Origin of the sequence: Streptomyces sp. NBC_00435 (genome assembly GCF_036014235.1) — a bacterium.
GTDB lineage: Bacteria > Actinomycetota > Actinomycetes > Streptomycetales > Streptomycetaceae > Streptomyces.
The window spans coordinates 2,390,854-2,409,712 of the sequence record NZ_CP107924.1 but is presented as its reverse complement, the minus strand read 5'-3'; the positions used below and the strand labels follow the sequence as shown (position 1 = coordinate 2,409,712).

The 18,859-nt window shown below is 72.1% G+C and carries 21 protein-coding genes; 13 read left to right on the top strand and 8 right to left on the bottom strand.

Features of this window, described 5'->3' with window-relative positions:
* Positions 1-154 precede the first annotated feature (154 nt).
* Positions 155-1,084 (top strand): Gfo/Idh/MocA family protein, encoded by a 930-nt coding sequence (locus OG389_RS11035; protein ID WP_328303673.1) that lies wholly within the window; start codon positions 155-157, stop codon positions 1,082-1,084.
* Positions 1,085-1,165: 81 nt separating this feature from the next.
* Here the strand turns inward: OG389_RS11035 and OG389_RS11030 are convergent, their stop codons facing one another.
* Both OG389_RS11030 and OG389_RS11025 read right to left on the bottom strand, forming a co-directional pair.
* Positions 1,166-1,624: a hypothetical protein gene (locus tag OG389_RS11030; RefSeq protein WP_328298298.1), complete on the bottom strand. Its 459-nt coding sequence runs from the start codon at positions 1,622-1,624 to the stop codon at positions 1,166-1,168.
* Between the two features lie 1,553 nt (positions 1,625-3,177).
* Positions 3,178-3,549, bottom strand: a complete 372-nt coding sequence (locus OG389_RS11025) for an ArsC/Spx/MgsR family protein (RefSeq protein ID WP_328298297.1) — start codon at positions 3,547-3,549, stop codon at positions 3,178-3,180.
* Between the two features lie 106 nt (positions 3,550-3,655).
* Between OG389_RS11025 and OG389_RS11020 the strand changes: the two genes are divergently transcribed.
* Positions 3,656-3,919, top strand: a complete 264-nt coding sequence (locus OG389_RS11020; RefSeq protein ID WP_327307072.1) for a hypothetical protein — start codon at positions 3,656-3,658, stop codon at positions 3,917-3,919.
* Positions 3,920-3,981: 62 nt separating this feature from the next.
* Here OG389_RS11020 and OG389_RS11015 read toward each other — a convergent pair whose 3' ends face one another.
* Positions 3,982-4,224, bottom strand: a complete 243-nt coding sequence (locus OG389_RS11015; RefSeq protein WP_328298296.1) for a hypothetical protein — start codon at positions 4,222-4,224, stop codon at positions 3,982-3,984.
* An 89-nt stretch (positions 4,225-4,313) separates the two neighbouring features.
* Positions 4,314-5,435, bottom strand: coding sequence for a PP2C family protein-serine/threonine phosphatase (locus OG389_RS11010; RefSeq protein WP_328298295.1), 1,122 nt, complete (start codon positions 5,433-5,435; stop codon positions 4,314-4,316).
* Positions 5,436-5,511: 76 nt separating this feature from the next.
* Between OG389_RS11010 and OG389_RS11005 the strand changes: the two genes are divergently transcribed.
* The 3 genes from OG389_RS11005 (at position 5,512) to OG389_RS10995 (ending at position 8,764) form a co-directional block, all read left to right on the top strand.
* Entirely contained in the window at positions 5,512-6,237 is a 726-nt protein-coding gene (locus OG389_RS11005) for a VIT1/CCC1 transporter family protein (protein ID WP_328298294.1), read from the top strand.
* 200 nt (positions 6,238-6,437) lie between these two features.
* Entirely contained in the window at positions 6,438-7,331 is an 894-nt protein-coding gene (locus OG389_RS11000) for a TIGR01777 family oxidoreductase (RefSeq protein ID WP_328298293.1), read from the top strand.
* Between the two features lie 173 nt (positions 7,332-7,504).
* Entirely contained in the window at positions 7,505-8,764 is a 1,260-nt protein-coding gene (locus OG389_RS10995) for an FAD-dependent oxidoreductase (protein ID WP_328298292.1), read from the top strand.
* Between the two features lie 85 nt (positions 8,765-8,849).
* Here OG389_RS10995 and OG389_RS10990 read toward each other — a convergent pair whose 3' ends face one another.
* On the bottom strand, positions 8,850-10,361 hold the full coding sequence (locus OG389_RS10990) for a regulator (RefSeq protein ID WP_328298291.1): 1,512 nt from the start codon (positions 10,359-10,361) through the stop codon (positions 8,850-8,852).
* Positions 10,362-10,534: 173 nt separating this feature from the next.
* Between OG389_RS10990 and OG389_RS10985 the strand changes: the two genes are divergently transcribed.
* From OG389_RS10985 to OG389_RS10965, 5 genes are all read left to right on the top strand, one after another.
* Positions 10,535-10,846 (top strand): hypothetical protein, encoded by a 312-nt coding sequence (locus tag OG389_RS10985; RefSeq protein WP_328298290.1) that lies wholly within the window; start codon positions 10,535-10,537, stop codon positions 10,844-10,846.
* Positions 10,847-10,945: 99 nt separating this feature from the next.
* Positions 10,946-11,746 carry a lipoyl(octanoyl) transferase LipB gene (gene lipB / locus OG389_RS10980; RefSeq protein WP_328298289.1) on the top strand — a complete coding sequence of 267 codons (801 nt, stop codon included), beginning with the start codon at positions 10,946-10,948 and terminating at the stop codon, positions 11,744-11,746.
* 148 nt (positions 11,747-11,894) lie between these two features.
* Positions 11,895-12,842: a lipoyl synthase gene (gene lipA / locus OG389_RS10975; protein WP_328298288.1), complete on the top strand. Its 948-nt coding sequence runs from the start codon at positions 11,895-11,897 to the stop codon at positions 12,840-12,842.
* Positions 12,843-13,085: 243 nt separating this feature from the next.
* Positions 13,086-13,283, top strand: coding sequence for an SCO2195 family GlnR-regulated protein (locus OG389_RS10970; protein ID WP_328303671.1), 198 nt, complete (start codon positions 13,086-13,088; stop codon positions 13,281-13,283).
* 10 nt (positions 13,284-13,293) lie between these two features.
* Positions 13,294-13,992 carry a DUF4191 domain-containing protein gene (locus OG389_RS10965; RefSeq protein WP_328298287.1) on the top strand — a complete coding sequence of 233 codons (699 nt, stop codon included), beginning with the start codon at positions 13,294-13,296 and terminating at the stop codon, positions 13,990-13,992.
* A gap of 118 nt (positions 13,993-14,110) precedes the next feature.
* Here the strand turns inward: OG389_RS10965 and OG389_RS10960 are convergent, their stop codons facing one another.
* Positions 14,111-14,578 (bottom strand): RDD family protein, encoded by a 468-nt coding sequence (locus OG389_RS10960; RefSeq protein WP_328298286.1) that lies wholly within the window; start codon positions 14,576-14,578, stop codon positions 14,111-14,113.
* Positions 14,579-14,764: 186 nt separating this feature from the next.
* Between OG389_RS10960 and glnA the strand changes: the two genes are divergently transcribed.
* The gene (glnA, locus tag OG389_RS10955) at positions 14,765-16,174 is read left to right on the top strand and encodes a type I glutamate--ammonia ligase (protein ID WP_328298285.1); all 1,410 of its coding nucleotides are present in this window, start codon (positions 14,765-14,767) and stop codon (positions 16,172-16,174) included.
* A 93-nt stretch (positions 16,175-16,267) separates the two neighbouring features.
* Complete coding sequence (locus tag OG389_RS10950; RefSeq protein WP_328298284.1) at positions 16,268-16,585, top strand: MazG-like family protein; 318 nt, start codon at positions 16,268-16,270, stop codon at positions 16,583-16,585.
* 28 nt (positions 16,586-16,613) lie between these two features.
* Here OG389_RS10950 and OG389_RS10945 read toward each other — a convergent pair whose 3' ends face one another.
* Positions 16,614-17,273 carry a TetR/AcrR family transcriptional regulator gene (locus OG389_RS10945; protein WP_328298283.1) on the bottom strand — a complete coding sequence of 220 codons (660 nt, stop codon included), beginning with the start codon at positions 17,271-17,273 and terminating at the stop codon, positions 16,614-16,616.
* Between the two features lie 88 nt (positions 17,274-17,361).
* On the opposite strand from OG389_RS10945, the gene OG389_RS10940 reads away from it, so the two are divergent.
* Complete coding sequence (locus OG389_RS10940; protein ID WP_328298282.1) at positions 17,362-18,132, top strand: SDR family NAD(P)-dependent oxidoreductase; 771 nt, start codon at positions 17,362-17,364, stop codon at positions 18,130-18,132.
* A gap of 15 nt (positions 18,133-18,147) precedes the next feature.
* Here the strand turns inward: OG389_RS10940 and OG389_RS10935 are convergent, their stop codons facing one another.
* A complete protein-coding gene (locus tag OG389_RS10935; RefSeq protein WP_328298281.1) occupies positions 18,148-18,666 on the bottom strand; it encodes a DUF4240 domain-containing protein in 519 nt (172 codons plus the stop codon).
* Positions 18,667-18,859 lie beyond the last annotated feature (193 nt).

The following is an 18,859-nucleotide window of genomic DNA, read 5'->3' as shown; positions in this document are numbered from 1 at the left end:
AGCGCAGAGTGCCCGCTCGCGATTTCTCTTCCGTTGCCCGTGTGTGAACCCCGTGTTACCGAGGTTTACGCCGCAGGTGGGCGTGGCTGTGCGGGTCGGCGTCAGCGCACCCGTACGAGTGGGGCAGACTGAGCGGGTGAGCATTTCGTACGATTTGACGTCCGCCGGAGATGCCGCCGAAGAGGCCGCTTCCGGGCCACTCCCCAGGGTCGGGCTGCTGGGCACGGGTCCCTGGGCCCACCGCACCCACGCCCCCGCCCTAGCGGCGCACACCGGCTCCGAGTTCGCCGGAGTCTGGGGCCGGCGACCCGAAGCCGCGGCCGGGCTGGCGCGCGAGTTCGGCGTGAAGGTGTACGAAGACCCCGACGCGCTGTTCGCCGACTGTGACGCCGTGGCCTTCGCCCTGCCGCCCGACGTACAGGCCCCACTCGCCGTGCGGGCGGCCGCCGCCGGATGCCATCTGCTGCTCGACAAACCCGTCGCCACGACCGCGGCCGACGCCCGCGCCGTCGCCGACGCCGTGGTCGAACACCGGGTCGCCTCCGTCGTCTTCCTCACCCTCCGCTTCGCCGAGCCCACGTCCGGCTGGGTGGCGCAGCAGGCCGGGCGCTCCGGCTGGTTCACCGCCGCCGCGCACTGGCTCGGCGCGGTCTTCCCGCCCGACGGGGAGCCCAGCGCCTACGCGGACTCGCCCTGGCGCAAGGCCAAGGGCGGGCTGTGGGACGTGGGCCCGCACGCCCTGTCCGTACTCATCCCGGTTCTCGGCGACGTCACCTCGGTCAGCGCCACCCGCGGCCCCGCCGACGTGGTCCAACTGGCCCTGCGCCACACCTCCGGCGCGGCCAGCACCGCCGTCCTCAGCCTCAGCTCCCCGCGTGCGGCCGCCGGGGTGGGGCTGGAGCTGCGCGGCACCGAGGGCGTCTTCGGCCTGCCGGACTGGAGCGACGTACCGGGCGCCTACGGCCGCGCCCTCGACGCGCTGCTCGACTCGGCCCGCACCGGGGTGCCGGACGAGCGGGGGGCCGAGTTCGGCGCGAGGCTGACGGAGATCCTCGCCGAGGCGGAGGGACAGCTCCCGGAGTGAGCCCCGGAGTGAGCCCCGGGGTTGGCGCTGATGGTCGGCCGCCGGCGGTCGGCCGCCCGGGCCCTTCGCCGGCGGTCCCCGTCACTTGATGAGGGCGTTGGCCACGATGATGGCCAGCCCGATCGTGGCGTCGGCGACGCCGATCAGGAGCGCCGAGCCGAGGCCGTAGCCGACCCGCATGGCCACGAAGGCCCCCCAGGCGAACAGCATCGCGGTGTTCAGGCCCAGCCCGATGGCGGTGACCCCGTGCGAGTCCCAGTCGGCGAGCCCGGCGACGAGCAGCAGCAGGACGGTGGGAAGAGTGGCCGCGATCATGGGCCACTCGTTCCACAGCGCCCGCCCCAGGATCCGCCAGCGGTGTCCCGCGGAGCCGGGCTGGTGGGTGCTCATGTGGTGCGAGTACCCGTGCGCGAGCCCGGCGGTGGCGGCGGTGACCAGGACCCAGCTGGCGTCGTAGAAGGGCGTGTATTCCCCGCCCTTCTGATCGAGCGCGGCGAGCAGTCCGGACGCGAGGACCGTCCCGTAGACCCCGCCGAACATCCAGTCCGCCCCCCGCCGCGGCGGGGGGAGCGGGGGCGGGGGCTGAGGTGGGGACTGGGACTGGGGTGGGGGTTGGGATGGGGACTGGGGCGGCTGCAGGGGCTGTTGGGTCACGTAGGTGGGTCCTTGGGGGGCTTTGTGCCTGTTTGGGGTGTCCCTGGTCAGCGTAGGGGGTGGGGTGTGGGGGATGCGTGAGTGGGGCGGGGGGTGGTGGGGGAGCTGCGGGTTGGTCGGGGGTGTTGAGGGGGCCGGGGGGCGTCCCGGTAGTCGAGCGTCCTTCCGTGGTGGGCCGGTCCGTCAAGGGCGCTCCCTGCGGTCGCGTCGCTGCGCGATGGCCTTCGGCCACCCTTGACGGACCGTCCCACCACGGAAAAACACAGGACTTCCGGGATCCCCCCGGGGGATGGCCTGGAGGGACGGATGGGGAGGAGCGGGCAGGTCAGAGACGTACGCGCCCTCTCGGGCCGGTCATCCGGACCCGTCACCCATCGGCACCGCCCAGCCGGACGGAATAGACGCCCGGGACAGTCAGAGCATCCAGGAGCGGGCGGTCGGCCACCCTTCCCGCACCTTGGCACGGCCAGCATGAGCGTAAGGACGACCACCACCCCCGGGCGGTCGGTGGGCGCGTCAGATCGCTACACACTCTCGCTCGGCTTAGCGGCCATCGGCCGTCTGTGATTGGGCATAAGCCGCCCACCCACCACACCCATCCCACTCGGCTTAGCGACTGACGACCGTCTGTGGCTGGATCTGGATATAGGCCCGCCCATGGGCCGGTAGTGGTCTGAGGCCGTCCGGCGACGATCCGCAGACCCTCAAGACCCTCCCTCAAGACCCTTAAGACCCCCAAGACCCCCAGGGCCCTCAGTCCGCCAGGACCGTCACGGGCCCTCAGGTCCGCTAGGACCACTACAGACTCTCAGGGCCCTGAGGACCTGAGAGTCTGTAGTGGTCCTAGCGGTCCTAGCGGTCCTAGTGGTCCTAGCGGACCTGATCTTTCGTCTTTAGCATCCGAGATCTGATCGTTTCGATTGCTCGGCCACGGACGGCCGGTTGCCGCTAAGCCGAGCGAGAGTGCGTAGCGATCCGCTGCGCCCACCGACCGCCCGGGGCCCTGGGTCGTCCTTACGCTCATGCTGGCCGTGCGAAGGTGCGGGAAGGGTGGCTGACCGCCCGGTCCTGGGTGCTCCGAGCTCCCCGGGCGTCTATTCCGTCCGGCTGGGCGGTGCTGATGGGTGACGGGTTCGGATGACCGGCGGGAAAGGGCCTGGGCTTCGCCAGTCTGCCCGCTCCTCCTCATCGTCCCTCCCGGCCGTTCCTCGGGGGGAACCCGGAAGTCTTGTGGCGTTTCGGGGTGGGTCGGTCGGTCAAGGGTGGCCGAAGGCCATCGCGTAGCGACGCGACCGCAGGGAGCGCCCTTGACGGGCCGGCCCGCGCCGAAAGGACGCTGGACTGCCGGGCTCCCCCCGAACCCCGTCAACGCCACCGACCAACCCGCAGCCCAGGCCCCCCGCACCCCCGCACCCCCCACGGCCCCCGCCCGGCCTCCGCTACCCCTTGCGGGAGAGGGCTTCGCGGACGGCCTCCTCCGAGCGGGCCACCATCGCCGTGCCGTCCTCCGCGGTGATGATCGGGCGCTGGATCAGCTTCGGGTGCGCCGCCAGGTGGCTGATCCAGCGACCGCGCGCCTCCTCGGTCTCCTCGCGCGGCAGTTCCCGTACGCCGGTCTCCTTGGCGAGTGGGTCCGAGGTGCGGGTGATGTCCCACGGCTCCAGGCCCAGGCGGCCCAGGACCTCGCGGATCTCGGCCTCCGAGGGGACGTCCTCCAGGTAGCGGCGGACGGTGTACTCGGCGCCCTCGGCGTCCAGCAGGGTCAGCGCGCTGCGGCACTTCGAGCAGGCGGGGTTGATCCAGATCTCCATGCCCGAAAGCTTAGCGAGGCGCCGCCTGGCCAGGTCCTTTGTCAGTGGTCGCCGGTAAAATCGAAGGAGAACGACAGGAAGCCAACTACCGTTTGGGAGGCTGTAGATGGCCACTGCCATGACCCTGCACACCATCGAGCCCGTCAAGAAGAAGCCGCTGCCGGCGGGGCTGCCCCGCGAGTGGTACGAGAGCCACAACCGGCGCCTGAAGGCGATGCGGCTGGCGATATCCCTGCTCGACTCGGGGACGTACGACGTTCAGCGCGCCACCAACCGCAAGATCCGCACGATGGCCGTCCGGACGGGCATCCGCCGACCGTCGAACGTCACCTGCAAGATGGTCCGTTCCTTCATCCGCGACGCCGGGTAGTCGATCTCGTTCCCTCTCGATCCATCACGATCCACCTGGCTCACCTGGCCCACCTGGCCACCTCAGTTCGCATCGGGGACCTTCGGGAAGCTGACGCCGTAGCCCTGTTCCCTGAGCGGCGGCGGCAGCCTCTCGGGGGCCTCGACGGGCTTCTTCGCGGAACCGGGGGCCGTCGCCCCCGCTGCGGCGGCGCCGACCGCGATCGTGCCGGTGAGCAGGGCGACGGCTCCGGCCGTCGCCAGGACCGCGGTGATCCGCCTGTTGTGCTTGTGCGGTGCGTGCATCCGGTGGGCCTCGGTTTCCATGCTCGGGGGCTGGGGAAATCGAGCGAAACATGACCAATGGTCCAAATGGGCGGTGGTCATCGTTTGGTCATGCATTCAGTACGGCGCCGTCATCGCGCGCGGCCGCCGCCACCGTTGCCGTCACCGCCCGGGCCCTCCTCCAGCGACAGCACCAGCAGCGCCACGTCGTCGCGCGGCCCGCCCCCGGTGAAGGACTGCAGGTCCCGCCAGACGGCCCGGGCCAGCCCCGCCGGGTCCGTCGCCAGTACGGGCACGCGCGCGGTCAGCGGGTAGAAGTTGCCCGCCGCGTCGCGGGCCTCCGTCACCCCGTCCGTGTACATCACCAGCCGGTCCCCGGGGCCGACCCGGAGCTCGGTCGGTGCGGCGGGGGTGGGGCCGGCCAGGCCCAGGCCGAGCGGGGGACCCGGTTCCACATCGAGTTCCGAGACCGCGAAGCCCCGTAGCAGCAGGGGCGGCGGATGCCCGCACGACACGATCCGTACCAGACCGAGCTCGGGCGGGAACTCCAGCAGCACCGCCGTCGCGAAGAGCTCCGCGTGCGCCACCGACTCGGCCGCCGAATCCGCCAGCAGCCGCCGGTCCAGCCGGGCCGCCACCAACGTGAGCTCCGCGTCGTCCAGGACCCCCTCCCGGAAGGCGCCGAGCAGGGAGGCGACCGTGCCCACGGCGGCCAGGCCGTGCCCCTGGACGTCACCGACCAGCGCGCGCACGCCGAAGGGCCCCACCCGCACGTCGTAGAGATCGCCGCCGACCAGGGTGCCCTGCTGGGCAGCGCGGTAGAGGCCCGCGCAGGCGACCGCGCCGACCCGCTCGGGGACCGGCGGCAGGACCGCGAGCTGGGCCGCCTCCGCGACCGTGCGCACGCTCACCAGCTGGGCGTCGCGCCGTTTTCGGACCCAGGCGACCACCACGCTGAGCAGGCCGATCACCGCGACGGTCGCGAGATCGGAGCCCCGGGCGTGCGCGATGCCGAGCGAGGGGAGACCGACGAGCACGAGCACCAGGCCCGCGAAGACGGCCGTCCCGGCGGCCCCGTACGCGAAGGCCGCCACCGGGGGGAGCCCGGCCAGGAAGTAGCCCAGCTCGACATCGCCCGGGGTGATGCGCTGCACGCACACCAGCACCACCAGGGCCACCGCGGGCGCGAGGCGTGCCCAGCGCGGCGGCGGCGTCCCGCGCAGCCAGCCCGGCTCCTCGCGTCGGCGTCTCACCCTTCCACCCTGGTCCCGGCGCCGTAGGCGCGCACGCCGGGTGGCTCCTTCCGGCGGTGGCCGCGACAGTGGTGGCGTGACGGAAACGGAAAGCGGCGCGCATCCTCCGCACGCGCAGAGCGCGGAGATCAGTACCCGGCTGAACTGGCTGCGCGCGGGGGTCCTCGGCGCGAACGACGGCATCATCTCGACCGCGGGCCTGGTCGTCGGCGTCGCCGGGGCCACGACCTCGCGGACCGCGATCCTGGCGGCGGGCGTCGCCGGACTGCTGGCGGGCGCGCTGTCGATGGCGGCGGGGGAGTACGTGTCGGTCAGCTCCCAGCGGGACTCGGAGAAGGCGGCGCTGGACCTGGAGCGGCGGGAGCTGGCGCAGTCGCCGGAGGCGGAGCTCGACGAGCTGACCGGGCTGCTGGTCCAGCGGGGACTGAGCGAGGCGGTGGCGCGGGAGGCGGCGGAGCAGCTGACGGAGCGGGACGCGCTACGGGCGCACGCGCGGGTGGAGCTGGGGATCAACCCCGACGAGCTGGCGAACCCCTGGCACGCGGCGGTGGCGAGCCTGGTCGCCTTCACGGTGGGGGCCCTGCTGCCACTGCTGGCGATCGTCCTGCCGGGGGCGTCGTGGCGGGTGCCGGTGACGGTGGTCGCGGTGCTGGTGGCGCTGACGCTGTGCGGGGTGCTCAGTGCGCGGCTCGGAGGGGCCTCGACGGGGCGGGCGGTGCTGCGGAACGTCGCCGGTGGGGCCCTGGCGATGGCCGTGACCTACGCGGTCGGCACCTGGCTGGGCGGCGCCGGGTCCTCCTGACCGCGGCCCTCGCGGTGGTTCGGCCCTGCGGGGCGGAGGTCCCCTACCCGCCCTTCGCCCGTTCCCCGGGCTGTGCCCGGACCCCTCCCTGGGGCTCCGCCCCAGACCCCGGTCCTCAAACGCCGGACGGGCTCGATTTCCCGCCGGCCGGGGCCCGCGTCCCCAGGAGCGGGCCCGGGGGTGGGTGCCAAGATGTGGCCATGCGTATCGCAGTCACCGGTGCCACCGGGCTCATCGGCAGTGCCCTCGGGCGGTCCCTGAAGGCCGACGGACATGAGGTCGTCCGCTTCGTACGGCGGGAGCCGGCCGCGCCGGACGAGGCGCGGTGGGACCCGGAGCGGGGGTACGTCGACCCGGCGGGCCTCGCCGGGTGCGACGCCGTCGTGCACCTCGCCGGGGCCGGGGTCGGCGACCACCGGTGGACGGACGCGTACAAGCGGGAGATCCGCGACAGCCGGGTCAAGGGCACGGCCGCCATGGCCTCGGCCGTCGCCGCCATGGACGAGCCGCCCGCGGCCTTCGTCTGCGGAACCGCCATCGGGTACTACGGGGACACGGGCGACCGGCCGGTGGACGAGGACGCCCCGGCGGGAGAGGGCTTCCTCCCCGACGTGTGCGTCCAGTGGGAGGCCGCCGCCGCACCCGCCCAGGAGGCCGGGGTCCGGACCGTGTTCGCCCGTACCGGGCTGGTCGTCGCGGCCGAGGGCGGAGCCTGGGGGAAGCTGTTCCCCATCTTCAAGGCCGGTGTCGGCGGCCGGCTCGGCAACGGCCGCCAGTACTGGTCGCACATCTCGATGCACGATGAGCTGGCCGCCCTGCGGCACCTCATCGACACGCCTTCGCTGGCAGGGCCGGTGAACCTCACCGCCCCCGAGCCCCTGACCAACCGCGAGGTCACGGCCGCGATGGGGCGGGTCCTGCACCGCCCGGCGGTGTTCGCCGTGCCCGCTCCGGTCATGCGCGTGGTGCTCGGGGAGTTCGCCCAGGACGTGCTGGGCAGTCAGCGTGTGCGCCCCGCCCGGCTGCTGGAGTCCGGGTTCGTCTTCCGGTACCCGGGGATCGACGAGTCGATCCGGGCGGCCCTCGGGACCTGAGGAGGGGGGAGCACCCCGGCGCACGCGTGCGACCGTTTGTGAGCCGAATGCGACCGCCGTGCGACCGGAGTTGACCGTGTACCCCGTAATGGCCGGGCCAACTCGGGTTCCGCTCGAGGTCGTTGGGGGAAGGAGGTTCCCCACACAGCCGGGCCGACCTCGGGGAGGGGCACGTGCTCAACAGCACACACGCACACCATGCGGACGTGGTCATCGTAGGAGCCGGAGTCTCGGGACTCGCGGCCGCGCACCACTTGATCGCGGCCGGAGTCACGGTCATCGTCCTGGAGAGCGCGGACGACCCCGGAGGCCGGATGGCCACCGAGACCGTGGACGGCTTCCGGCTCGACCGGATCGGCCAGCTCCTCAACACGGCCTACGCCGAACCGGCCCGCACCCCGGGCCTCGAGGACCTGGTCCTGCGGCCCTTCGTGCCGGGAGCCCTCATCCACACCGACGGCAGGACGCTCCGGGCCGGTGCACTGACCCCGGCCCGGGCGCTGACCAGCGGATCCATCGACCAGGCCCGGCTCGGCGCCGCCCTCGGCCGCCTCGCGGCGCTGCCCGAGGAACGTCTCCTGGCCCGCCCCGAACGCACCGCGCACGCCGCCCTGAGCTCCCGGAGCCTCGGTACGGTGCTGCGCCCGCTGCTCGCCGCGCTCCTGCGCGACCCCGGACTCACCACCTCCAGCCGCGTCGCCGACCTGGCCCTGCGGACCTTCGCGCGCGGCCGCCTCGCCGTGCCCGAGGGCGGCGCCGCGACCCTGCCGGGGCTGCTCGCCGCCGGGCTGCCGGCCGGCACCGTACGGACCGGGGTCCGGGTCCGCTCGGTCGCCACCAACCTGGTCACCACCGAGGAGCACGGCGACTTCAGCTGTCGCTCGGCCGTCCTGGCCACCGGCGCCCGGGCGGCCGCCGAACTGCTCCCGGGGCTGCGCGTGCCCCAGTTCCACCAGGTCACCGTCATCCACCACGCCACCACCGCCTCGGCGGGCCCGCTCGCCCGGGACGGCTCCCTGCTCCTGGACGGAGACCCCGACTGGCCCGTCGCCCACACCGCCGTGATGAGCGCCGTCGACCCGACGCGCGCCCCCACCGGCCGCAGCCTGGTCACCACCACCGTGCTCGGCCCGCCGCCGCCCACCCGGACGGTGGCCTCGCGCCTGGCCCGGCTCTACGAGACCGCGACCCGGGACTGGGAGCTCCTCGCCGTCCACCACACCCCCGAGGCCGTGCCCGCCATGCCGCCGCCGCAGGACACCCGGCGCACGGTCCGGGTCCTGGCCGGGCTGTACGTGTGCGGCGACCACCGGGACACCAACACCGTCGAGGGCGCCCTGCGCTCGGCCCGCCGCGCGGCCGGCGCCGTCCTGCGCGACTTCGGCATCCCACTGCCGGCCGCACCGGAAGCCGCGCTTCGGGTGGCGGCCTGAGCACTGCGCCGGCGGGGCGGTTCCAGCCCCGCCGGCGCCCGCACGGCGCCCGCGGGCCCGGAAGTCCGGGAGCCGGCCCACAGGGTCAGGACAGTGCGGCCACCCGGTCCCGGTACGTCCGCACGGCGGACGCGTCCCGGTACGGCTCCAGCCGCCGCTCGAAGTCCCGTACGTACTCCACCGCCCGTACCGACCGCATCTCCATCGCCTGCTGCGCCGCCTCCGCACCCAGCGCACACGCCTGGTCCAGCTCGCCCAGCCCCAGCCGGGCCGTGGCCAGCACCACCCGGCAGAACAGCCGCGAACGCGCGTACCCGGGCGCCCGCAGCTGGAGCGAGCGCTCCGCGTGCTGCGCGCAGGCCCGGTACTGCTGCAGGTCCCGGTGGCAGTGCCCGAACTCGTCCGCCAGCTGCGCCTCGTCGTAGCTCCGCGCCCAGTGCGGCACGTCGTCACCCGGCCGGGCCGCGCCCAGCGCCCGCTCGGCCCGCACGAGCGAGGCCGTCGAGGCCCTGACCTCGCCGAGCACGGCGTGTCCGCGCGCCTCCGCCGAGTGCAGCAGCGCCTGCACCACCGGTGGCGGGCCCGATCCGACGCCCTGCTGGGCGACCCGGGCCAGCTGCACCGCCTCCCGGCCGTGGCCGAGGTAGACCGCCTGCCGGCTCATCGTGACCAGCACGTACGCCCCGTAGGGCCGGTCCGCGGCCGCCTGGGCCAGGCGCAGCGCCTGCACGAAGTACCGCTGGGCCAGCCCGTGCGCGGCGATGTCGTACGAGGTCCAGCCCGCGAGCCGGGTCAGATCGGCCGCGGCGGAGAACAGCCGGCGCCCGGTGGTCTCCCCGTAGGTGCCGCGCAGCATCGGCTCGGCCTCGTGCTCCAGGTACCGCACCAGGGCCTGGCGGGCATGGCCGCCGCCGTAGGCGTGGTCCAGGGTGCGGAAGAGCTCGCTCACCGATCTGAGCGCGGCGATGTCACCGCCGGTCACCCGCTGCCCCGGCCCGCGGTCGATCTGCCGCTGCCGGGGCACCGCGGCCCGGCCCTGCACGGGATGGGCCTGCACGGGATGGCCCTGCAGGGAATGGCCTTGGGCGGACTGGCCCTGCGCGGGACGGCCCTGGACGGGGACCCGCGTGGCCTGGTCCGCGCCCCGGCCGACCCGCTCGTCGGCCCGCCCGATCAGCCAGTCCCGGCTCGGCACCACCAGACCGGCCGGGGTGAAGGCGATCTTGCGCAGCTCGGCGTGCGAACCGGAGTCCTTGCGCCACAGCCCGCTCGCGATGTCGACGGCCTCCTCGGGGGTGGCGGCGAACTCCAGCCCCGCGTACACCGGCGCGCACGCGTCCAGGCCCAGGTCCTGGGCCGACAGCCGTCGCCCGAGGCGCCGGGTGAACACCTCCGCGATGAGCGCGGGGGTCGTGCCGCGCGGCTGCTGCCCGCGCAGCCAGCGGGTCACGGAGGTCTTGTCGTACCGCAGATCGAGACCGTGCTCCAGGCCGAGCTGGTCGACGCGGCGGGCGAGCCCGGCGTTGGAGAACCCGGCTTCGGCGATCAGCGCCGCGAGTTGCCGGTTGGGGACACGCTGGGCAGGTCGTTCCGTCATCGGCTCCACGGTCTCCTGACGTGACGGACCGGAGTCCCGGCCCTGTGAACGGCGTGAATGTAGCGGCGAACCCGGTCTGCACCGCCCTCTCTGCCCCACATTCATCCGATCGTGTGCAGAATCGGTAGGGCTCTTTACGGACTGACCCCCTCCACCCGCGTACGCTGCCGCCCATGACCCGCCGGCCCACCGGGGAGCACCGCCCCGGCAGCTTCGAGCGCCTCGACGGCGACGACCGCTGCGCAGAATCCACGGCCCCGCTCCCCGCGCCCGAGCTGACCGAAGCGGAGTGCCGGCGCTGCGGTACGTACATCGCAGGTCTCGACGGGCGCTACGCCTGCGGGGTCTGCGGCTGGGTGAACGACCACTCCGAGGGGCACCGCCGGCTCCCCCGGGCGGACGAGGATCCGGACCGGCCGCCGAAGGGCCGCAGGCGGCCGAAGCAGCTGCCCGGGCCGCCGGACAGGCAGCTGACGGGCGGCTGACGGGCGGCCGACGGGCCGCGCGCGGGCCGCCGTACCCTTGCTTGGTGCGATACGTGCACACAGCAAGTTCGTCGGCAGGTTCAACGAGGAGGCGCCGCGGTGGCTGAGCTTGGGTTTGTCCGTCTGGGCTTCGGGCCGCAGGCCGTGGAGTACACGGTCGCGTGGGAAGAGCAGCGCCGGGTGCACGCGGCCCGCTTCGCGGACGAGATCGAGGACACCTGTCTGCTGCTGGAGCACCTGCCGGTCTACACGGCGGGCCGGCGGACCGCCGACAGCGAGCGGCCGCTCGACGGGACGCCCGTCGTGGACGTGGACCGCGGCGGCAAGATCACCTGGCACGGCCCGGGCCAGCTGGTGGGCTACCCGATCATGAAGCTGCCCCGCCCGGTGGACGTGGTGGCCCACGTCCGCCGCCTGGAGGACGCGCTGATTCGCACGGCCGCCGAGTTCGGCCTGGAGACCACCCGCGTCGAGGGGCGCAGCGGGGTCTGGGTGCTGGGCGACCCGGTGGAGGAGCGTCCGAAGATCGGCGGGCTCTCGCTGGACTTCGACCCGCGGCTGCACGACGAGGAGTTCGACCCACGGCTGAACGGCCCCGAGTACGCCCCGTCCAACGCCGGCCAGCGCCGGGAGGACCGCAAGCTCGCCGCCATCGGCATCCGGGTCGCCAAGGGCGTCACTATGCACGGCTTCGCGATCAACGTGAACCCCGACAACACCTGGTTCGACCGGATCGTCCCCTGCGGGATCCGGGACGCGGGTGTGACCTCGCTCTCGTACGAGCTCGGGCGCGAGATCACCATCGCCGAGGTGCTGCCGGCGATCGAGCGGCACCTGAAGGACGTACTGGAGCAGGCGGAGCCGCGGCCCCGCGAGATCGAGCCCGCGGTGGGCCCGTAGCGGCACGCCTCCGGCCGGGCCGGGAACGGGCCCGGGAATGGGCCCGGGAATGGGCCCGGCCGGCCGCAGGTTGGTCGACGTAAGAGCGTATGAAATTACGGGCGTACCCTGGTGGGCGCCGAAGAATCGAAGTCACAGGGAGCCGGTCGTGTCCGCAGTCGCACCCGACGGACGCAAGATGTTGCGCCTGGAGGTCCGGAACAGCCAGACGCCCATCGAGCGCAAGCCCGAGTGGATCAAGACGCGGGCCAAGATGGGTCCCGAGTACACCAAGATGCAGGCCCTGGTGAAGGGCGAAGGACTGCACACGGTGTGCCAGGAAGCCGGCTGTCCCAACATCTACGAATGCTGGGAGGACCGCGAGGCCACCTTCCTCATCGGCGGCGACCAGTGCACACGGCGCTGTGACTTCTGCCAGATCGACACGGGCAAGCCCGAGGCGCTGGACCGGGACGAGCCGCGCCGCGTCGGGGAGTCCGTCGTCACGATGGACCTGAACTACGCCACCATCACGGGCGTCGCGCGCGACGACCTGGCGGACGGCGGTGCCTGGCTGTACGCGGAGACCGTGCGCCAGATCCACCAGCAGACGGCGGGCCGTGAGACCGGCCACACCAAGGTCGAGCTGCTGGCTCCCGACTTCAACGCGGTCCCGGAGCTCCTGCAGGAGGTCTTCGCCTCCCGCCCCGAGGTCTTCGCCCACAACATCGAGACGGTGCCGCGCATCTTCAAGCGGATCCGCCCCGGCTTCCGCTACGAGCGCTCCCTCGACGTCATCACGCAGGCGCGGGCCTACGGCCTCGTCACCAAGTCCAACCTGATCCTGGGCATGGGCGAGGAGCGCGAGGAGGTCAGCCAGGCGCTGAAGGACCTCCACGAGGCGGGCTGCGAGCTCATCACCATCACCCAGTACCTGCGGCCCTCGCCGCGCCACCACCCCGTCGAGCGCTGGGTGAAGCCGGCCGAGTTCGTGGAGCTGGCGAAGGAGGCCGAGGAGATCGGTTTCTCCGGCGTCATGTCCGGGCCGCTGGTGCGTTCCTCGTACCGCGCGGGCCGGCTGTACCAGCAGGCGATGGAGAAGCGCGCGACCGTCTGAGGCGCCCGAGGCGGGTGGGGCGGGTCGTATGTGAACTCGCGCACAAAGTCTTACCAACGGGTAACACCGCACTGATGCGGCCCCTAGGCTCTTTCCAGGAGTCCGGTGGGCCGCATCAATGTTTCATCACTCTTTGACCAGTCGGTCATGCCCCGGTAACACCAGTCAGTGACGATACTTGGACGCACCGCACACACTCCTGGTTCACCCCTCGACGTGAGTTCCGTGAAAGGGATCGACATCATGCAGGCCGCGCCCGTACGCGCCATCGCCATCCCGTCCTTCACCGACGCCTTCCGGGGCATAGAGTCGCTGCTCATGAGCGGCGCCCGCCGGAACGCCTGGACGGCGGTCCTCGAAGACCGCCGCAGGGCCAGGGACCGGGTCGAAACCGAGCACGTACTCGAGGCCGCGGCGACCCGGACCGAGAAGGCCACGTAAACTTCGCTTCATGGCGAGGAAGTCAAACGCAGAGACTGCTGCGAACCCCGGGCGACTGAAGCAGATCGCCCTGACGTACAAGATGACGCGCAAGGCCGACCCGAAGGTCGGTCTGATCGTCGCGGGCGTGGGAATCGTCACCTTTGGTGTCTTTCTTGCGATCGGCTTCCTGATCGGCCACCCGGTCTACCTGGGCATCCTGGGCTTCCTGGTGGCGTTCCTGGCGATGGCGATCATCTTCGGGCGGCGGGCCGAGAGCGCTGCCTTCGGGCAGATGGAGGGACAGCCGGGCGCGGCCGCGGCCGTACTGGACAACGTGGGCCGGGGCTGGAGCACCACCCCCGCCGTCGCGATGAGCAAGCAGCAGGACATCGTCCACCGGGCCGTCGGCAAGGCCGGCGTGGTCCTGATCGCCGAGGGCAACCCGAACCGGGTGAAGCCGATGCTCGCGAACGAGAAGAAGAAGCTGGCCCGGATCATGCCCGACATCCCGGTCCACGACTTCATCGTGGGCAGGGGCGAGGGCGAGGTGCCGCTCAAGAAGGTCCGTACGACCCTGATGAAGCTGCCCCGCGTGCTCTCCGGGCCCCAGATCACCCAGGTCAACGACAAGCTCCGGGCCATGGGTGACTTGCTGAGCAACATGCCGATCCCGAAGGGCCCGATGCCCAAGGGGATGCGCATGCCGCGCGGCGGAAAGATGCGCTGACCAGTTTTTCGTATACGACGCACGGGCGCCCCGAGCCATCGGCTCGGGGCGCCCGTGCGTCGTGCCGCCGCGCTCCGGTCGCGGACCGGGATCATCGGCGCCGGATGTCAGACCCGGATCAGACCCGGACCTGGACGGCGCGGCTGAGGCGGTCGTGCAGGCCGCGGCCGTCGCGGTCCCAGACCAGGGCCGGGATCAGCAGGGCGAACAGCACGGTGCGCAGCACCACGCGGCCGAAGCCGAGCCGGCCGCCGTCCTGCGAGATGATGCGGAGGCCCATGATCCGCTTCCCGGGGGTAAAGCCCACGGTGCCGACGGTGAGGATGCCCAGGACCACCAGGAGCGGCAGTGACCAGTTGGCCGCGGCGTTCCAGTCGCGGCCCGTGATCAGGCCGTACGCGATCAGCTGGCAGCCCAGACCGTCGATGAGCAGGGCGCCGAAGCGGCGGCCGAAACGGGCCACCGAGCCGGGCCCCTGCTGCGGCAGGCCCAGTTGCCTGCCCGGGTGCCCGAAGTCGACACCCATCTCCTCGGCTGCCTCGCGGGGGCCGGAGAGCCAGGATCCGATTGCTTGCCTCTTGTCCACGCGAACCACGGTACCGGTGCTGGTTCGCGCTGTTCCGGCGGGACCCTGGTTAACTTGTGCGAAACAAATGGGTCATGCTTGAGAAACCCCGTCTGCTTATGGTCGGGTCAGCGTGCGGCACCGCACTGACGCACCACTAGCTATAAAGCCCGCCCCTGCCCCGGGGTCGGGAGTAGGAGGAGTTGGATGTTCAAGAACGCCGACGAAGTGAAGCAGTACATCGAGGAGAACGACGTCAAGTTCGTCGACGTCCGCTTCTGTGACCTGCCTGGTGTCATGCAGCACTTCACCATCCCGGGGCGGGCGTTCGACCCGAACGAGGAGCTGGCCTTCGACGGCTCCTCGATCCGCGGCTTCCAGGCGATCCACGAGTCCGACATGGCGCTGCGTGCCGACATCACCACCGCGCGTCTGGACCCGTTCCGCAAGGACAAGACGCTCAACATCAACTTCTTCATCCACGACCCGATCACGGGCGAGGCCTACAGCCGTGACCCGCGCAACGTCGCGAAGAAGGCCGAGGCGTACCTGGCCTCGACCGGCATCGCCGACACCGCGTACTTCGGTCCCGAGGCCGAGTTCTACGTGTTCGACAGCGTGCGCTTCGCGACCACCGCGAACGAGAGCTTCTACCACATCGACTCCGAGGCCGGCGCCTGGAACACGGGCTCCGAGGAGAACAACCGTGGTTACAAGGTCCGCTACAAGGGTGGTTACTTCCCCGTAGCCCCGGTCGACCACTTCGCCGACCTGCGCGCCGAGATCTCCCTCGAGCTGGACGCCCAGGGCCTCCAGGTCGAGCGTCAGCACCACGAGGTCGGCACCGGCGGCCAGGCCGAGATCAACTACAAGTTCAACACGCTGCTCGCCGCGGCCGACGACCTGATGCTCTTCAAGTACATCGTGAAGAACGTCGCCTGGAAGAACGGCAAGACCGCGACGTTCATGCCGAAGCCGATCTTCGGTGACAACGGCTCGGGCATGCACGTGCACCAGTCGCTGTGGGCGAACGGTGACCCGCTGTTCTACGACGAGGCCGGCTACGCGGGCCTGTCGGACACCGCGCGCTACTACATCGGCGGCATCCTCAAGCACGCTCCGTCGCTGCTGGCGTTCACCAACCCGACGGTGAACTCCTACCACCGCCTGGTCCCGGGCTTCGAGGCGCCGGTCAACATGGTGTACTCGCAGCGCAACCGCTCCGCCGCCATGCGCATCCCGATCACGGGCTCGAACCCGAAGGCCAAGCGCGTCGAGTTCCGCGCCCCGGACCCGTCCTCGAACCCGTACCTGGCGTTCGCGGCCCTCCTGCTGGCCGGGCTCGACGGTGTCAAGAACAAGATCGAGCCGATGGAGCCGATCGACAAGGATCTCTACGAGCTCTCCCCGGACGAGCACGCGAGCGTCCCGCAGGTCCCGACCAGCCTCGAGGACGTCCTCAAGGCCCTGGAGGAGGACCACGAGTACCTCCTGGCCGGCGGTGTCTTCACCCCCGACCTGATCGAGACCTGGATCGACTACAAGCGCACGCACGAGATCGCCCCGATCGCGCAGCGCCCGCACCCGCACGAGTTCGAGCTCTACTTCGACCTCTAAGCCGTGCCGTGCTGACGCACTGATCGCACGAAGCCCCGTCCCCCTTTTCCGAGAGGGGGGCGGGGCTTCGGCGTGTGCGGCTAGTTTCGGGGGATGGACGACGCGTGGAAGACCATCGGGGCGCTCGTGGCCCGGTTCGACGAGCACGACCGGGAGCGCGGGGTGGCGCGGGAGGAGAGCGTGACGCTGCAGATCCTGAAGATCGGGGAGGAGTTCGGTGAGGCCGCGCAGGCCGTCATCGGGGCCAAGGGCAGCAATCCCCGCAAGGGCAACTCGCACACGTGGAACGACGTGGAGGCGGAGGTCGCCGACGTCATCGTCACGGCGATGGTCGCCCTGGCCCGGATGCGGCCGGACGCCCCCGCCTTCTTCGCCGAGCATCTGAGGGAGAAGTCGCGGCGGTTCCTGTGACGGGGCGGCGGGTCGGTGTCCGGGGTGCTCAGGGTCGGCGCAGCAGGGGCATGGCGCCCGTGAGGTCGCGCAGGCAGCGGACCGCCAGTTCGGACGGGGAGCCGGGGCCCGAGGGCGGGGTGTCCGTGGTGGACCAGAGTTCCAGGGAGATGCGGATCGCGTCCGTGGCCGCCGCCGCGAGGAGGCGGACGGCGAGGGGTTCGGCCTCCGGGCCGGCGAGCCGGGCGACGACCGGGACCAGGCGCTCCTCGGAGTCCTGGTTGACCCGGTACCAGACCGCTCGCAGGGCCTCGTCGGAGGCGGCGGCGCGCAGCAGGCCGCGGGTGACCTCCAGCCCCTCGTCGAGCGCCTTGGGGTCCGTGAGCGAGCGGGTGACGGCGCGCTCCAGGGCCTCGGTGAGCGGGGTCCCGGGATCCTCCTCGGCGAGCAGGGCCCGCCAGGCGTCGCCGCCGACCGCCAGCAGGGGGCCGACCGCCTCCTGCTTGTTGCGGAAGTAGCGGTAGAACGTGCGCAGGGCCACGCCCGCTCGGTGGGCGATGTCCTCGGCGGTGGTGCCGTCGGGGCCGTGCTCGGCGAAGAGTTCGCAGGCCGCGCGGGCGATGTCGAGCTGGGTGGCCGCCTTGCGGCGCTCGGTCAGCGACTGGGCTCCGGGGCCGGCCTGGGGAGAGTACGGACGAGGGGATCTCACGGAGGGAAGGATACCTCGGCACGGATCAGCGGAATGCATGTTTTGACAGTCTGGCAAAACGTGTCATGGCGGGAGTACGCTCGTCCCCATGAACCGTTACGAAGGACGTCGCGTCCTCATCACCGGCGGCGGCTCCGGCATCGGCCAGGCCACCGTCCACCGCATCCTCTCCGAGGGCGGCCGGGTCCACACCGTGGACGTCAACGAGGCCGGCCTCAAGGCCACCGCCGACCGGGCGGCCGCCGACGGGCACGCGGAGCGCCTCACCACCGCCGTCCTCGACATATCCGACGAGGCGGCCGTCACGGCGGGCGTCGCCGCCGCCGTCGACGCGCTCACCGGAATCGACGTACTGGTCAACGCCGCGGGCATCCTGCGCTCCGCGCACACCCACCAGACCACGCTCGAGTTCTGGAACAAGATCATCGCAGTGAACCTGACCGGTACCTTCCTGGTCATCCGCGAGTCGCTCCCGGCGCTGCTGGCGGGCGACCAGCCGGTCGTCGTCAACTTCAGCTCCACCTCGGCGAGCTTCGCGCACCCCTACATGTCCGCCTACGCGGCCAGCAAGGGCGGCATCCAGTCCATGACCCACGCGCTGGCCGCCGAGTACAGCAAGCAGGGCCTGCGCTTCGTCTCCGTCGCGCCCGGCTCCATCGAGAGCGGCATGACCACCGGCAACGGCCCCGGCCTGCCCGAGGACACCGACTGGAGCCTGTTCGCCAAGCTCGCCCCGGCCCTCGGCCAGGGCTTCGCCGGCCCGCAGACGGTCGCCGGCGTCGTCGCCATGCTCGGCTCCGAGGACGGCGCCTTCATCACCGGTACGGAGATCCGCATCGACGGCGGCACGCACTACTAGGCAGTCGAGGGGGATTCAGCCCCTGAAGCGGTCCCACAGCCGGGGGAAGCGCTCCGCGAGCACGGCTTCGTTCTCGAAGTCCAGCGCAGCGCCCTCCGGCTCCGCCGCCTGCAGCGGGATCCCCAGATCCGGCGCGACCGCCCCGGTCAGCTGCTCGTACGCCTCGTCGGCCGCGTACCCCAGCTCCTCGCCGTCCCCGTCGATCTCCTCGTCGAACTCGTCGAGGAGCTCCGCCAGCTGGTCCGGGTCGTGCACCCCGCCCTCGAAGACCTCCCGCCCCTGGCCGATCAGCCAGCACCGGAAGTAGTCGAACGCGTCGTCGCTGGCCCCGTCGAGCAGCACCCACGCGGCGCCCCACAGGTCCCAGGTGTACGCCCGGTTGTACCGCGACTCGAAGTGCCTCGCGAAGTCCAGGACGGAATCCGGATCGAGCTGCGCCAGCCGCTCCACGAGCAACTCCGCGTGCTCCTCGGGGTCGCCGTCGGCGGCCTCGCGCGTACGGTCGACCATCTCCCAGAATTCCGTCTCGTCCATCACCGCTCCAGCATCACGGGTCGACCCTCCCGCCGCCACCGCGCATGGCGCGAAAGGCCGGTGCACGCCCCCCGCACGGCCGCATACGCGCACCGCGGGAGCCGGCCGGGGGTCCGGGGCGGAGGGGACAGGAGAGGAGCCCGAGGGGACGGGACCGGCCCCACCGACGACGTGAGGCGGTCCGCCCCCACGG

Excerpts from the sequence above, each read along its gene's own strand:
- OG389_RS11000 (WP_328298293.1), top strand. The coding sequence starts at position 6,438 with ATGCGTATCGCAGTCACCGGTGCCACCGGGCTCATCGGCAGTGCCCTC.
- OG389_RS11015 (WP_328298296.1), bottom strand. The coding sequence starts at position 4,224 with ATGGAAACCGAGGCCCACCGGATGCACGCACCGCACAAGCACAACAGG.
- glnA (WP_328298285.1), top strand. The coding sequence starts at position 14,765 with ATGTTCAAGAACGCCGACGAAGTGAAGCAGTACATCGAGGAGAACGAC.
- OG389_RS10940 (WP_328298282.1), top strand. The coding sequence starts at position 17,362 with ATGAACCGTTACGAAGGACGTCGCGTCCTCATCACCGGCGGCGGCTCC.
- OG389_RS11030 (WP_328298298.1), bottom strand. The coding sequence starts at position 1,624 with ATGTTCGGCGGGGTCTACGGGACGGTCCTCGCGTCCGGACTGCTCGCC.
- OG389_RS11025 (WP_328298297.1), bottom strand. The coding sequence starts at position 3,549 with ATGGAGATCTGGATCAACCCCGCCTGCTCGAAGTGCCGCAGCGCGCTG.
- OG389_RS10985 (WP_328298290.1), top strand. The coding sequence starts at position 10,535 with ATGACCCGCCGGCCCACCGGGGAGCACCGCCCCGGCAGCTTCGAGCGC.
- OG389_RS10970 (WP_328303671.1), top strand. The coding sequence starts at position 13,086 with ATGCAGGCCGCGCCCGTACGCGCCATCGCCATCCCGTCCTTCACCGAC.
- OG389_RS10950 (WP_328298284.1), top strand. The coding sequence starts at position 16,268 with ATGGACGACGCGTGGAAGACCATCGGGGCGCTCGTGGCCCGGTTCGAC.
- OG389_RS10935 (WP_328298281.1), bottom strand. The coding sequence starts at position 18,666 with ATGGACGAGACGGAATTCTGGGAGATGGTCGACCGTACGCGCGAGGCC.
- OG389_RS10990 (WP_328298291.1), bottom strand. The coding sequence starts at position 10,361 with ATGACGGAACGACCTGCCCAGCGTGTCCCCAACCGGCAACTCGCGGCG.
- OG389_RS10965 (WP_328298287.1), top strand. The coding sequence starts at position 13,294 with ATGGCGAGGAAGTCAAACGCAGAGACTGCTGCGAACCCCGGGCGACTG.
- OG389_RS11020 (WP_327307072.1), top strand. The coding sequence starts at position 3,656 with ATGGCCACTGCCATGACCCTGCACACCATCGAGCCCGTCAAGAAGAAG.